Source organism: Paenibacillus qinlingensis (assembly GCF_031455095.1).
Lineage (GTDB): Bacteria > Bacillota > Bacilli > Paenibacillales > NBRC-103111 > Paenibacillus_E > Paenibacillus_E qinlingensis_A.
The window spans coordinates 1-15864 of the sequence record NZ_JAVDSB010000036.1 but is presented as its reverse complement, the minus strand read 5'-3'; the positions used below and the strand labels follow the sequence as shown (position 1 = coordinate 15864).

The 15864-nt window shown below is 44.1% G+C and carries 9 protein-coding genes; 6 read left to right on the top strand and 3 right to left on the bottom strand.

Annotated elements, in window-relative coordinates; translation table 11 throughout:
• Positions 1–996: 996 nt before the first annotated feature.
• On the top strand, positions 997–1293 hold the full coding sequence (locus tag J2736_RS34085; RefSeq protein ID WP_310502954.1) for a hypothetical protein: 297 nt from the start codon (positions 997–999) through the stop codon (positions 1291–1293).
• A gap of 124 nt (positions 1294–1417) precedes the next feature.
• Here the strand turns inward: J2736_RS34085 and J2736_RS34080 are convergent, their stop codons facing one another.
• Positions 1418–3772 carry an AraC family transcriptional regulator gene (locus J2736_RS34080; RefSeq protein ID WP_310502953.1) on the bottom strand — a complete coding sequence of 785 codons (2355 nt, stop codon included), beginning with the start codon at positions 3770–3772 and terminating at the stop codon, positions 1418–1420.
• A 123-nt stretch (positions 3773–3895) separates the two neighbouring features.
• Between J2736_RS34080 and J2736_RS34075 the strand changes: the two genes are divergently transcribed.
• Positions 3896–5413 carry an extracellular solute-binding protein gene (locus tag J2736_RS34075; RefSeq protein WP_310502952.1) on the top strand — a complete coding sequence of 506 codons (1518 nt, stop codon included), beginning with the start codon at positions 3896–3898 and terminating at the stop codon, positions 5411–5413.
• Positions 5414–5558: 145 nt separating this feature from the next.
• On the opposite strand, the gene J2736_RS34070 is transcribed toward J2736_RS34075, so the two are convergent.
• Positions 5559–5645 (bottom strand): putative holin-like toxin, encoded by an 87-nt coding sequence (locus J2736_RS34070; RefSeq protein WP_081787580.1) that lies wholly within the window; start codon positions 5643–5645, stop codon positions 5559–5561.
• Positions 5646–5961: 316 nt separating this feature from the next.
• On the bottom strand, positions 5962–6048 hold the full coding sequence (locus J2736_RS34065) for a putative holin-like toxin (RefSeq protein ID WP_310502955.1): 87 nt from the start codon (positions 6046–6048) through the stop codon (positions 5962–5964).
• A gap of 283 nt (positions 6049–6331) precedes the next feature.
• On the opposite strand from J2736_RS34065, the gene J2736_RS34060 reads away from it, so the two are divergent.
• The 4 genes from J2736_RS34060 to J2736_RS34045 all read left to right on the top strand — a co-directional run bounded on the left by J2736_RS34060 (position 6332) and on the right by J2736_RS34045 (position 15582).
• Positions 6332–7867 carry an extracellular solute-binding protein gene (locus J2736_RS34060; protein ID WP_310502951.1) on the top strand — a complete coding sequence of 512 codons (1536 nt, stop codon included), beginning with the start codon at positions 6332–6334 and terminating at the stop codon, positions 7865–7867.
• Positions 7868–7954: 87 nt separating this feature from the next.
• A complete protein-coding gene (locus J2736_RS34055) occupies positions 7955–8905 on the top strand; it encodes an ABC transporter permease (RefSeq protein WP_310502950.1) in 951 nt (316 codons plus the stop codon).
• Positions 8906–8939: 34 nt separating this feature from the next.
• Complete coding sequence (locus tag J2736_RS34050; RefSeq protein ID WP_310502949.1) at positions 8940–9815, top strand: carbohydrate ABC transporter permease; 876 nt, start codon at positions 8940–8942, stop codon at positions 9813–9815.
• Between the two features lie 361 nt (positions 9816–10176).
• Positions 10177–15582, top strand: a complete 5406-nt coding sequence (locus J2736_RS34045; RefSeq protein WP_310502948.1) for an S-layer homology domain-containing protein — start codon at positions 10177–10179, stop codon at positions 15580–15582.
• Positions 15583–15864: the final 282 nt, after the last annotated feature.

Below are 15864 nucleotides of genomic sequence, written 5' to 3'. Positions count from 1 at the left end.
AAGCCCTGTATAACTTTATTGTTACTCTATCACCACTATCCCTTTGGCTCAGGTTCAAAGGCCTGCCCTGTGTAACTTCATTGTTACTCTATCGCAACTATCCCTTTGGCTCAGGTTCAAAACCCTACCTCGTATAACTTCATTGCTTTCTCTATTACCACTATCCCTTTGGCTCAGGTCCAAAGCCCTACCTCGTACAACTTCATTGCTTTCTCTATCACCACTATCCCGCTGACTCAGTATCAACTCTGTAATCAATTTCAACAACACTCTATTTCTGAGCTAAAGGGATAGTGGGAATAGGACGGGCATGAGGATGAATAGCAGGGGAGCATAAAGACAGCTAGAGGGTTTAATTGCAGAAACAGCACGCAATGGTGCGAGAGTGAAGAGGGATAAACGATTTATTTGAGCAGATCCGTCTTTCTGAGCTAAAGGGATAGTGGGAATAGGACGGGCATGAGGATGAATAGCAGGGGAGCAAAAGGACAGCTAGAGGTTTAAATTGCAGAAACAGCACGCATTGGTGCGAGAGTGAAGGGGGATAAACGATTTATTTGAGCAGACCCGTCTTTCTGAGCTAAAGGGATAGTGGGAATAGGACGGGCATGAGGATGAATAGCAGGGGAGCAAAAGGACAGCTAGAGGTTCGATTGCAGAAACGCACAGTAGTGGTGGATTGTAAAGGTTTCGGAAAAATGAAACAGCACGCAATGGTGCGAGAGTGAAGAGGGATAGAGATTCATTTAGTGGTAATAGAACGAGCAGGAGGAGGAATAGCAAAGGAGGACTAAAGAGGAGCAGCTAGAGCTAGAGTAACGCTCTTTTTCTGAGCCAAAGGGGTAGAGTCTATAGACCGGCATAAGCAGTGCTATAAGCTTGGTGCAGCGTTCCCATCCCCTTCGACAAAAATTCCTACATTTCGTCCCTAAAGTGTGACAAACTTCTCATGGAATCTCGGGTACGATTTTAAAAAAGCGAAAAGGAGATAAGATCATGCAAATTAAGAATAAACAGGACATCAGCTTGATTTTGGACAACTTTTCAAGCTTCGCAGAGTGGGATGCAGCAGGGAAGAAGCTTTACCTTGTTTTTGCTGATAAAAAACGTGGAGGTCAATGGACCTTAATGCACTATGAAGGGGAACGCTTCAGTGTTCATGGCGTTGGGCACGATTATGGGGATGCGGATGAGTCATTTTTCGAAGAGCGCAATCAGCTTCTTTCTTTCTTGTGGGACAACCGTGCTGCGCTGAAAATAGCGATTGAAGCTAGCCAAGTCGTTTCGGCGTAGGACAGGCCCGCATAACGGAACAACAGCCTGCGAAACCACCAACAATCATGTGGTGGCTTCGCAGGCTGTTTGCTGTTCGCGTGTATGTGGTGGCTTCGCAAGCTGTTTGCTTTGTCCACTTGCCCTATGAATTAGGCGGCAAGCCCTCTTTCTGCTTATCCCGGTACTGACCGGGCGTGAGTCCTTCCTGTTTGCGGAAGGAGCGGATGAAATTCTGCGAGTTGTTATAGCGCAGCTTCGAGGAGATATCCTTGATCGGCATATCGGTCTCGGAGAGCCATTTTTTCGCCATATTGAAGCGGTAGTTCGATAAGTAGTCGCTGAAAGAGCAGTTCGTCTCTTTACGGAAAATGCTGCTTAAATAATTCGCATTGTAATGCAAGCGAGATGCACATTCCTCGAGCGTTAGATCGGTGTCGTAGTAATGCTGCACGAGGTCGATGATTTTCTCTGATATGTTGTGGTACTGTGCATCCTGACGGTCACGGTAAATCTGGATCAGGGGATGGACAACTTCGGTCCAGAACCAATCCTCGATCTCGGCTGTCGTATGCAAGCCCAGCACCTCTTCGAACAAAGAGCCTTTGTTCGGATGAATCTGATTCAAGGCGATGCCGGATTCCTGCATCATCATCAGCAGGTTGTTGAGCAGCCGCGCCAGCGGGATCTGATATTCCTGCGGCGATAGCGGCGCAGCGAATACAGCATGCAGCAGCTGCTTCAGCAGCTCTCGGGATTTATCCTTTTCGGCTAACTTAATGCTGTCGATCAGTTCATTCTCAAGAGGCTTCGGATAGTTCAAGTTCAAGTAATGCTTCCCAGAGTTGATGTTCTCATATTGAATGATGATGCCCTCACCGAGCTTAATTCGGTGCTTCAGCGCTTCAAGACCTTCTTTGTAGGCGAGTGCCATCTGGGTAAAAGAATGGATCGGCAAGGAAATTCCGATGGAAATATGCAGCTTCAAAAAGTTGTAAATATGCTGCTGCACCTGTTCCGTTAAGCTGTACACCATGGTACGGAAGTCACTATCAACCGAATCTGCACTACCGATCATCGTAACGATGGTCTGATCAATGAGGATCGGCGCTAAGCGCTGTTCCGAAGGAATCAGTTCCTCCAGCATGTTGTGCACGGCAAATAGCAGCAGTTCCATGTCCTTTTTCTCATAGCGAGTATGATCGATAGCATCGATTTGAATCGTGATGACGGACATCGTTTTCCATGAGGCAATATGTTCGGTGTAACCGAATTGTGCGAGTTTTTCTACCAATTCGGCAGATTTGATATGCCCCTGAAAAGCCTTGATGAGGAAGAACGTCCGGACTTGGCCAATGTGCTGATGGACTTCTTTTTCAAGCTGCGACTTCGATTGGAACAAGGTATGCACGTGCTCGCTGATCATCTGGAATTCATTGGCCTTTCGCTTCTGGTTTCCGCTCACCAAGCCGCCAATTTGGTTCAGTAGCAGCTGGATCGGTGAGTACATTTTGCGTGAAACGAGCCATGCAAGCACTAAGGCAAGAAGTAACATCAGGGCGCAAATGTAGATGGTATAAGTTCCGATTTTGCTGGATTCCTTGGTCAAGCTGTCGATTGAGGTCAAGGATAAGTAGGTCCAGTTATTCAAGTTCGAGCGCAGGAACGTAACGGAATAAGGTTTATCATGAATGCTAGCGCGGAACTGACCGCTCGCTTCTTCAAGCGCTTTCAGGTCGGTCAGACCTGCTGCTGTGATCGATTTCCCGATTAGACCGGGATCGCGATTCATGACAATCCGCTGCTGTTCATCGATGATGACGATGTCATCGGGGTGTTCAGAGTCACTTTGAATCATATCCTGCAAGGAGCAGGCGGGAATATTAGCTAAGGCTAAGCCGTATTTATCCAGGCCGGTTGTCGGAAGCTTTTTGACTAACGAGATACTGTACTCACAGCTTACGCTTCGCGCATTTTCTTCCGTGTAGAACCACTCCGACGGATTCAGGGTCCATATTGTGTTATCTGGCGTGTTCATTAGGGAAATCAATTTATCGGCAAACGGGTAATTGTCAAAGCGATAGAGACCTGAGTTTTTGATCATCCAATCCTGCTTGGCATTAATCAAGAGCACATCTTCGAGCCTCGTGTCAAAAGATTGCATGTACCGAATTTCGCTGCGCAGATCATCGTACATCATGAAATCGGTTACACTTAGCGGCATTTCCATAGCCTTTTTGAGAACAGTGGAATTGATGACCTGATTTAGTGTATGGTTGACAGTGGTTAATTTCTGCTCTACATTGGAATTGATTTGGGTGATTAACTGCATTTTACCTTCGTTGACATTTTTTTGGATCTCACTTGAGGATGTAACAAAGGCAAAAGCACCGATAAAAATCACAGGCAGCGTGCTGAGCAGGAAGCTGAATATCGTCATTTTGCTAAGAAAACTTAAAGAGCGCATCGTATTCAACACCTTATCTATTCGAAGAATCATTCGTCAGACTATCTATGTATTGTAGACAAGAGTCCAGTTCAGATCAATAATCATCTGCATTTGGGATAATCATTATCTCATATTTGCTGTTAAAAAACACTTGTGTTGCAAGGGGGAGTAAGCATGAGAAGTAATTTGTTTGGTCAGCGCCTCAGTTGGATAGGACGAATGATTATCGCTCTGAACATCCTAATGCTGCTAAGTGCCTGTCAGAATGAGAGCACGCCCAAGGCCAAGGAAGAGAAAGGGACAAGGCCTGTTATTTCAATTATGGCACCTCTTCATTTTCCACACCCGCCGATACCTGAGCTTGTAGAAGCGATTGAGAAACTGACCCAAACGAAGCTGGAGTTGAACTGGGTGCCAGATGGCATTTATACGGATAAAATGAACACAGCTCTTACGACCAACTCGTTGAAAAAAGCGACCTATGTCAAATATACAGACTATATGCTGATGAAAAATTCGATTCGATCTGGCGCTTTCTGGGATATTGGCCCTTATTTGTCTTCCTATCCTAATTTGAAAAAACTCAATAAAGAGATTCTAGGTCAGGCGACGGTAGATGGCAAAATATATGGCTTATACACCGAGCGGCCGTCCTCGCGCCAGGGAATCATTATTCGGGAGGATTGGTTGAATAATCTCAATTTAAAGAAGCCGACCAATCTAAATGAACTGTACGATGTGCTCAAAGCCTTCACGAATGGGGATCCTGATCGTGATGGGAAGAACGATACATTTGGGTTAACAGATCGCAATGATCTGGTGTTCGGCTCCTTTAAGACGATTAGCTCCTACTTCGGAACACCGAATAATTGGGGCGTTTCCGCTGGAAAGCTTGTACCCGAATTCGAAACACAGGCGTATGTGGATACGATGAATTTTATGAAGAAGCTGTATGAAGAGAAGCTGATTAATTCGGATTTTGCCGTAACGAGCAAAGATGTACAGCGGGATAAATTGATTCGGGGCACGGCTGGCGTGTATATCGGCAGTATGCAGGATGTACAGCGTCTTTCAGATGAGGCACAGTTGGTGAATCCGGAGGCAAGGTTAACGCTTGTGAATCACATTGAAGGACCGCAAGGATTTCAAATTTGGTCTATTCCTAATTATAGTGCGTTATATCTGTTTTCGAAAAAAGCGATTCGAACTGAGGCGGAGCTTAAGCAGATGCTGCAGTTTTTTGATCGGACGATGGATAAGGATGTCGCGAATCTGATGAAGTATGGTTTGGAAGGACGTCATTATACGGCTAAAAATGGACAAATCCAGCTCTCTGAAGAGACATCGAAGATTCGCGTCAATGAGGTCAATGCGTTGTACGCGCTGATGATCGCTGATTTGAACAATCCGAACATTATTCCTGTTGTCGAAAGCGAATCGTTATCTCAGCTGGCGGATACGCTCAGTTTGGACAATGAGAAGTATGCGATTAAGGATCCGACGTTGGGGATTGAGTCGAAGACTTATGATGAGCGCGGTGTCGAATTATACAAAATTATCTCCGACGCGACGTACAATTACATTCTGGGTAAGTTGGATAAGGCGGCTTTCCAGCAAGAGATCGAGCGTTGGAAACGGGGCGGCGGGAATCAGATGATCCAGGAGTATAATGAGGCGTATGGGAAGAAGTAAGTTGCGTGTATAAATATGGCGTGATAAGATTATAAATAAGAGAAGAGACGTGCGCCAACACGTCTCCTGTACAATCATTTTGGCGGGCAACCTCCAAGGTAGTTGCAAGGTGTAACCCACTAGCTAGGCGGTCAACCTGAGTGGGTTACTTTCGTTTTTCGATATAAGTCAGAAGCGCCAGTATAAACGTACCGAACGCAAGCATAACGATTATCGTTTGGAAAGTTTCCATGGCATCAACCTCCTTTCCGGAGGGAGCCGCACACAAGTTGAGATTGTACCAACTAAATATATCATAGGGAGTCTACCAGTTGGTAGGCTTTTTCTTTTGGTGTATAGATCGAAACGGGGCGGCGGGAATCAGATGATCCAGGAGTATAATGAGGCGTATGGGAAGAAGTAAGTTGCGTGTATAAATTTGGCGTGATAAGATTATAAATAACAAAAGAGACGTGCGGCTAACACGTCTCCTGCACAATCTTTTGGTGGGCAACCTCCAAGGTAGTTGCAAGGTGTAACCCACTGACTAGGCCTTCAACCTGAGTGGGTTACTTTCGTTTTTCGATATAAGTCAGAAGCGCCAGTATAAACGTACCGAACGCGAGCATAACGACTATCGTTTGGAAAGTTTCCATGGCATCAACCTCCTTTCCGGAGGGAGCCGCACACAAGTTGAGATTGTACCAACTAAATATATCATAGGAAGTCTACCAACTGGTAGACTTTTTCTTTTCTGTTTTAATATGGATAATTCCCTGAATTTCCTCCCCCCAATAATCATCTCCCCACGGAATAATCATCATCTCACATCCCATGCCAGACAGGGGTTATATGAGTAAATGATTGTTTCGGTACTCCTATTGTGCCGTGTAATGTGTGAGTTGTAGCACACCACATTTTCACGGAGGTCAACCCGATATGAAGAGAAAATTAGTCACGATTCCAATGAGCGTACTACTGGTTTCCAGCTTTGCTTTGGCAGCATGCGGAGATAAAGAAACGCCTGCATCGTCCTCAGCAGCTCCAGCAACGACGACAGCAGCAACACCAAAAGCGACAGATAACACACCTACAGCGATTACAATCATGTCCCCACTGAATACGGCACAAACACCACCAGATACGATTATTAAAGAACTTGAGAAGCTGACGAACACGAAATTGACGTATCAGTTCTTCCCAGCCGACACGTATGAAGAGAAGTTGAATACTACGTTCGCAACGGGCGCACTACCACAAGCAACCTATTTGAAAAACCAAGCAACATTCATCCAAATGAAATCCGCAATCCGTGATGGACAGTTCTGGGAAATCGGACCTCTATTGAAAGACTTCCCGAACCTCAGCAAGCTGAAATCCACAACGAATGATAATACGAAAGTAGATGGCAAGCTTTACACGCTGTACCGTGGTGTCGACATTGCTCGCCAAGGTCTTATCTACCGTAAGGATTGGGCAGATAAGCTGGGTCTGAAGGCTCCTGCAAATATGGATGAGTTGTTAGCCATGGCGAAAGCGTTTACGGAAAACGATCCGGATGGCAACGGTAAAAAAGATACAATCGGTCTAACAGATCGTAACGATCTGATCTACGGTGCATTCAAAACGCTTGCCGCTTGGATGGGCACACCGAATAACTGGGGTGTGAAGGACGGCAAGTTAGCTCCGGAATTCATGTTCCCGCAATATGTAGCGACGATGGATTACGTCAAAAAAATGCGTGATAGCGGCTACATCAATAAAGACTTCGCGGCCACAAGTAAAACGGATCAACAAAAACTATTCACAAGTGGCACAGCAGGTATGTATATCGGCGCCATGACGGATGTTTCCACTTTGAACAAAGACTTGGTCAAAAATGTACCGACCGCCGTAGTAGATGTTCACAGTATGGTTGCTGGTCCTGATGGCAAATTCGCAGCATGGGCACTTCCAGGTTATGCGAACGTCGTTCTGTTCCCGAAATCTGCGAACAAAACAGAAGCTGATCTTCGTAAAGTGCTTGCTTACTTCGACAAAATGATGACACCAGAAGTAGCCAACATGGCAAACTGGGGCATTAAAGATGTCAATTACAGCGTAACTGACAATAAAGCGAAGAAGTTAGATGAAGAGAAATGGACACGTGAAGTAAAACCATTCACAGATGCAGCAATTGGTGACGAAGATACATCCGGCAGATTCCTAGGTATTCCAACGATCCCTGCACAAGGCAAAGCGGATGAGCTGAAAATTGCGAACCTGAAGTTTGCGGTTCAAGATCCAGTAGCAGCGCTAGATTCCAAAACAAACCTTGAAAAAGGTGTGCAACTACAAGCAGTTATCACAGATGCAACGAACAAATACATCTACGGAACGCTTGATAAAGCTGGCTTTGACAAAGCGGTTGAAGATTGGAAAAGTCGTGGCGGCAGCAAAATCATCGAAGAATACAACGCTGTTTACAAAAAGTAATGCAACGAATGCACGTTTGATAAGTCAAGGCGAGAGGGCTGCTGGTATTGCGGCAGTCTTCTCCTTTTAAGGAAAGGAAGAAGTCCTATGCAAGAAGTGAATGTAGCGCAAAGCGTGGTCACTAGGAAATCGAGTAGTGAACTGAACAGACGTCTTTGGAAAAATAAATGGATTTATGTCATGTTACTGCCAGGTATTTTGTACTTTATCGTTTTCAAATACATCCCGATGTACGGATTAATTATTTCCTTCCAGAACTACAAACCTTTCAAAGGCGTTATGGGCAGTGAATGGGTCGGTTTAGAGCATTTTAAGCGCTTGTTCACAGAGCCGGATTTTCTAAATATTTTGAGCAATACGCTAATTTTGTTTGTTATGAATCTATTGTTCTACTTCCCGATTCCGATCATTTTGGCACTCATGCTGAATGAGGTTAGAGGGGATCTGTTTAAGAAAGTATTTCAAACGATTGTGTATCTGCCTCACTTTATGTCTTGGGTTATTATCGTGTCCATTAGCTTCGTTATGCTGACCATGGATGGCGGGATTATTAATGAGATCATTTCATATTTTGGCCTTGAAAAAGTTAACTTTTTGCTGGCTCCAGAATGGTTCAGACCGATTTATATTTTGCAAGTCATTTGGCGAGAAGCAGGTTGGGGAACGATTATTTATTTAGCGGCGATTGCTTCCATCGATCCTGGCTTATATGAAGCTGCTCGTATGGATGGTGCAGGACGGCTTAGACAAGTGTGGCACATTACGCTGCCCGCGATCCGAAGTGTCATCATAGTTTTATTAATTTTGAAAATTGGTGCGGTTCTCGAGCTCGGTTTTGAACATGTATATTTGCTTCTTAACTCCATGAACCGAGAAGTTGCTGAGATCATTGATACTTATGTATATACAGCAGGTCTTAAACAAGGGCAATTCAGCTACAGCTCAGCGATTGGTTTATTCAAATCATTCATTGGACTAGTGCTGGTCATGATCGTGAATCGTATTGCGAAGAAAATGGGTGAAGAGGGCGTTTACTAGGTCTGTAAACCCCAGCAGCTAGGAGGTTGAAATCGTGGTAGAAGATAAAACATTGGCCGGCAGAATGTTCGGTATCATCAACTATTTGTTATTAACGATCATCGGATTCATTACGATCATCCCATTCGTTCACGTGGTGGCTGGCTCCTTCACGACGAGTGCGGAAATGGCGACGAAGAAATTCGTCCTCATTCCGACGGATTGGAGTATCGAGGCATATCGATTTATTTTTTCAACGAATACGATATTTAAAGCAATGGCCGTTTCAATTGGGACGACATTTGTCGGTACAGTTATTAGTATGTTCATCACGGCATTGATGGCATATGGCTTGTCACGCAAAGACGTAGATGGGCGTAAAATCATCATGTTCCTTGTTGTATTTACGATGCTATTTCACGGCGGTCTAATCCCGACGTTCCTTGTGGTCAAGGAGCTTGGGATGATCGACACCTATGCGGCGTTGATTCTTCCGACAGCTATTAGTGCGTTTAACTTAATTATTTTGAAAAATTTCTTCCAGAACATCCCTGAGGGACTTGAGGAGTCTGCCAAAATCGATGGCTGCAGCGACTTCGGAATCTTATTCCGTATCGTTCTGCCATTGTCGATGCCAGCGATTGCGACGATCTCCTTGTTCTACGCGGTAACCTATTGGAACACGTATATGAGCGCGATTCTCTATATCAATGAGAGTGCTAAGTGGCCAATTCAGGTCCTGCTTCGCCAAATTGTCGTACTTGCCAGTGGCATGGACGTGAGTGCAGATCTAGACAGTGCAACACCGCCTCCAGCGCAATCGATCAAAATGGCAGTTATCGTCGTAGCTACGCTTCCAATTCTTTTGGTGTATCCATTCTTGCAGAAGCATTTTGCTAAGGGTGCGATGATCGGTTCCATTAAGGGCTAGATGGACAAACTCCAGCTAATTCGGCGATTTTAACCGTTTCTCGCTAAAGGGAGGAGAACTAACTGTAGGACATACAGTTAGTTCTTCAAACACGCCTAATGTGAGTTAGATGGAGTTTTTCCATTGTTGTAAGTTATATACAACTTAATGATGGACACGCATACACCGATGGAACTTCCGCCTGTCGGATGGCGTCCTATTAACCAAATTTCCAGCCTCGTAATACTCCTACATCTATGCGTACATTCCTGCTAATTATCCAATTCTGATCTTTCGCTCCATACATCCGAGAAAATTTCATATGATTGACCATTCAAAATGGTAAGCGTATACAAACCAAATTTATATGGAGGAATGTTACTTGAACCAACAAAAAAGGTTGTTTGCAGCAGTGATGTCGCTTGTTTTATTATTTTCGATGATCCCTTTCAGTGGATCCGCTGCCGCATTAGGGGCGTGGACAGGCAGTACATTTGGCGGAAGCACAGGTGCTGCACCCAAAAACTCCATTACAAGTAATACGGATGGTTCTGTTACTCTAAAAGCAGTTAACGGAGGTAAAATTGCTAGTACGGATGAGGGGCTATCTTTTTACTATAAACAGATAAGCTTGCCTGCTGATGCGAATTTTGAATTGCGTGCTAGAGCAAAAGTAGTGAGTTTTACTAATCCGGCGAATACCCCTAACCAAGCTTCTTTTGGGTTAATGGTCAGAGGGAACATCGGGTCAAGTTCAACAGCTACATCATCCAATTATGTGGCAGTTGGTGGATTCGGGGTTGCAGCAGTCCCTGCTACGGGCACTCCTGCTTCTACCGTGACCCAAGTGGTTTATAAAACGGGAGCTACCGAATTTGGCTCAGGTAAGGGTACGCAATTTAAATTGAATACGTTTAGTCATGTTAATGAACCTATTGAAGGCGAAGAATATGAACTGTCGATTAAAAAATCAGGAAACGCCTATCAATTAACGATTAATGGGCAAAGTCAGACCTTGTTTCTTGATTTGTTTTCTCATTCTGTGTACGGGAATAAGGCATATGCTGGCTTTTATGTAGCTAGGGACGCGGAAGTTATTTTTAGCGATTATAATATTAGCGTGGATTCTCAGGCACCAACTAATATACAAATTGACAAAACAGCTATGAAAACTACTTACTTGAAAGATCAAAGCTTTGATGCAACTGGTTTGAAAGTAACATCAGTGACAGGTAACGTGTATGAAGAACTATCTAACAATGATTATGTCATTACAGGGTTTGATAGCAGTAAGGTTGGAATCAATACAATTACGGTCAACTATAACGGTGCAATCAAAACGATTGATCTCATGATCTCGCCTTTGACAGTTACGGCATTCGACATGACCAGTCCTCCTAGTAAAACGGTGTATTACACAAGTGATCTATTTGATCCTGAAGGTTTAGTGGTTACAGCTGGCTATGATTCAGGTCATAGAGCCGATCTGACTAGAGATAAATACACAGTCTCGATTTCCAATGCAACAGTTACGGGTTCTACGTATACGTTCGATACCCCGGGGATCAAGACCGTTACAATCCAATCAACGGAGACTCCTGCAAGAAAGACTACTTTTAATGTGACTGTGAAAAATGCACTACTCACGGGCTTGGAAATTGCCCAGCCTCCGCAAAAGACAATTTATTATCTAGGAGATACATTCAAACCTAATGGAATGGCTATATATGCGAAATATAATGATAATTCGAGAGTAAGATTGATGAATAATGAATATATCGCTGTACTTGATACGAATACTGCGGGTTCGAAGCAGGTTGCTATATTATATAGAGGACAACAAGCATCAACAAGCGTTACGGTTAAACAAAAAGCATTAACGGGGATTAAAGTTAACAAGTATCCCAAAACGACATATCTCGTTGGTGAGGATTTAGTCACTACCGGTTTAAGCATTGTCAAAGTATTCGATAATTTGGATACAGAATCTTTAACAAGCTTCACAACAGACGCTTCGAATTATGATAAAAATACCGTAGGAATCTACGATATACGAATCATTCCTACAGATACTGCGATTCTGCCGATTACGTATAAAGTGGCTGTAAGAGCACCTGTGGAGCCGGAGTGGAAAACGATTCGATTCGGACAATCAACGACTGCAGCTAATAATACGATAACACCTCATGTAAGTCCTAATGTGCACAACCTAGTAGCTTTGGAGGGCGGTGGAAAGATTACTGGTGATCATGATGGTATCTCCTTCTACTATACAGAACTTGATGCAGTTCAAGATAACTTTGAGCTATCGGCCGATGTTAAAGTTACTCTCTTTGCCAAAAATCCATACGATGGCCAAGAATCTTTTGGGATCATGGCAAGAGATGCAATTGGAACCCCAGGCGACTCTAGTGTGTTCGCTTCCAATATTGCAGCTATAGGTGGATACAGTGGAGGTACAACCAAACCAATTGGCACACAACTATTTGTAAGAACAGGTGTAGAGGATAAGGATGGTAAAGGCAGCAAAGGGATTCAAAGTACGATGCTAAACAATGTAAGACCTGCTGTAGCTAATGCTAATCCTCCTTCTGTACCTTACAAACTTACGTTATCGAAAACGAACAGTGGTTTTAGCGGAAGTTTAAATAGTGGTACAGAAGCTCAGTACTTTGTTCCTGACATTATGAACATCCAAGATTCTAAGATGTATGTGGGGTTTTATACAGCGCGTCTTGCCACGATTGATGTAAGCAATGTCAAACTCAAAATCACAGCAGCAGAAGCTGATGCTCCAAAAGTTGAAGGGCCACAAACCGCAGTTACGCCTGACCTTCAAGTGCTATCTTTGGATCAAACTTCAAAGACAGCTTATGATTTAACAATTAAGCCTACTGTGAATGGTACAGTAACGATTAAAAAAGGTGAAGAAGTACTCGCGCTTGATACAATCGTTGAAGCGGGCAAAGCAATTACGTTCCAAACTTCGGTAGCCGAGAACGCAACTACGAATTTTAACGCGACTTTTTTACCAGACGATACGCAGCTTCTAACTTCCTATAGTCGTTTGGTGCAAACTTTTTCGGTCACGATGAAAACGTTTGGTCAAGGCGAAGATATCTATGTATCGCCAACGGGTACAAGTGCTGGTACAGGTTCTGTCAGCAGTCCTCTTGATCTTGACACAGCTATCGCTTATGTAAGTGCGGGTCAGACGATTATTGTGCAAGACGGCAGATACGTTCGCAGCTCCAAATTAGATATTAAGAAGGGTAATAACGGTACAGCCAACGCCAAGAAATCTCTTATTGCGGCTCTTGGTGCACAACCTGTCATTGATTTCGTGAAGAAGTCTGAGGGCGTTGTTTTAAGCGGGAACTACTGGCATGTCAAAGGAATTGATGTTAAACGCTCGGCTGCGAACACGAAAGGATTTACGGTAGGCGGGAATTACAACATCGTTGAGAATAGCCGATTCTATTCGAATGGCGACACGGGTTTGCAAATTAGCAGCACAGACGGATCAACAGACAAAGCGCAATGGCCGTCGTACAATCTGATTTTGAACTGTGAATCCTTCGATAATATAGATCCAGCTAACAACAATGCTGATGGATTTGCGGCAAAACTGACATCGGGCGAGGGTAATGTGTTCCGCGGTGACATCGCCCATAATAACATTGATGACGGTTGGGATCTGTATACCAAAGTGGGTTCAGGTGCAATTGGCGCCGTCACGATAGAGGATAGCATTGCTTACAATAACGGCAAACTAACGACTGGTCTTGTTGGGGCAGGTGACAAAAATGGCTTCAAGCTTGGTGGTGAAGGCATTCATGTACCTCATATTATCCGTAACAGCATGGCATTTGGAAATGGTGCGAACGGTTTTACTAGCAATAGTAACCCTGGTGTTATTGTTGAGAACAATGTTGGTTTTAATAATGCTGGTGGAAACTTGGATTTAAGAGGAAGTCAGGGCATTGTAGATACGGATTTCACATTGAGCAGCTTTGTTTCCTACCAAAAGAATTCATCAAAGAAAGACAACTATCCGTCAGTATTAGTCTCAGATAACAACTATTTGTTCAATGGTACGGTTTCAGCGAATAAATCAGGTGTCAAACTTTCAGATGCTAACTTCGAAAGTTTGACGGAATTGCCATATCAAAGAGATACAGATGGCAACATTATCTGGGGAGCTTTTCTTCAATTTATTTCACCGCTATCTGCACCGACAAGCTTATCGGCTATAGCAAGTGATGCGAAAGCGATTTTGAGCTGGAATACCGTTACTGGAGCTGCTTATTATAACGTTTCTCGTGGAATGACGGAGCATGACTCCTATACTCAAATAGCGACAAACGTTACGAGTGCAACGTACACCAATAGTGGATTGATTAACGGCACGACTTATTATTTCAAAGTAACTGCAGCTAACGCTCTAGGGGAAGGTCAATATTCGAATTCAGTAAGAGTAGTACCCGATACTACATCCGACCACTCCACTGGAGGTTCGTCACCTGCGGCCCCAACAAGCAATGAAGACAGTGTGCATCTGTCAGTGGAACCCGTGAATCAAACGATTAACGGAAAAACCGTAGCTGTAGCTACGGTGGATGGAAGTGCGTTGAGCAAAGCTTTTGATGCACTTGTAACAAAAGAAGCCAAGGAACAAAAGATTTTTATTGAAGTGAACGGTAGTGAAAACGCGGTTAAAGTTCAGTTGGATGCTAACGTATTAGCAACTGGTCTGGAAAAAGCTCCGAATACGATCATATCCATTACAAACAATGGAGTTAGTTACCATCTTCCTGTCAAGTCGTTGGATCTGGTGGATATAGCTAAAATGCTTGGTGCCGAAGTCAATCAGGTGAAAATGAATATCTCTTTGGAGAAAGTAACCGGCGAGGCAGCGGATCTGATCAACGCTAAAGCGAAAGAAGCAGGGTTATCACTAGTTTCGGATGTTTTCGATTTTATGATTACGGCGGAAGGCAATGGGAAGACGGTAACCGTGAACGATTTTGGACATACGTACGTATCTAGAACGATTACGCTTGTTCAAGCTGGAGATACCAATCAATTAACTGCAGTTATGTACGATCCGGAAACCGGTGGAATGACTTTCGTTCCTGCTATTTTTGACACTAGTCATGGTAAAACGACGGTGACGATTAAACGTCCAGGAAATAGTCTGTACGCGATCGTGCAATCCTCCAAAACGTTCGATGATGTAAAAGCGCACTGGGCAAAAGCGGATGTGGAATTACTTGCCTCCAAATTAGTGATTAAAGGAGTGAGTGACAGCCAGTTTGTACCGAATGCCTCCATCACGCGCGCAGAATTTGCAGCATTGTTAACTAGAGCATTAGGTTTGAATGAAGATGCGGCTACGGCAATTGCTAAATTCAATGATGTTACTGCTGGCAGTTGGTACGCAGGAAGCATTGGCGCTGCAGTGAAAGCTGATCTTATTAACGGCTTCGAAGACGGTTCCTTTCTGCCGAATGAGCGGATCACCCGTGAGCAGATGGCTGTGATGATGACAAGAGCTATGACATTTGCAGGTACAATTGTCGATGTGGACCTGGAGGCTTTGGCGGTATTTGCGGATGCGGCACAGGTTAGCGGTTGGGCAAAAGATGCTGTGTCCCAAGCTATGCATGCGGGCATTGTAAGGGGAGTAACAGAATCGACCTTCCATCCGAAGGCAGATGCGACCAGAGCGGAGGCTGCTGTTATGCTGAAACGATTCCTGCAGGTTGTCCATTTTATCAATGAATGAACGATCATAGAAAAAGAAGAGGGCGTCCAATAAGGAGGCCACTGAAAAAGTATACTAAGAAAAAAGGCACAGACTCTCATTTTATGAGGGCGCTGTGCCTTTTTTCTTGTATACTTTAAGTATTACGTCGGAAGGGTGAAGACCATGTTTCAGCCTCAACTCTCTTTTGCATTAAGTCCATATACAACGCTTTACGACCTCATTGTGCCTAAAGACAACATGCTGCGCCAGATCAATGAGCTAGTCGACTTCTCCTTCGTCTACGACGAATTGAAAGCCAAT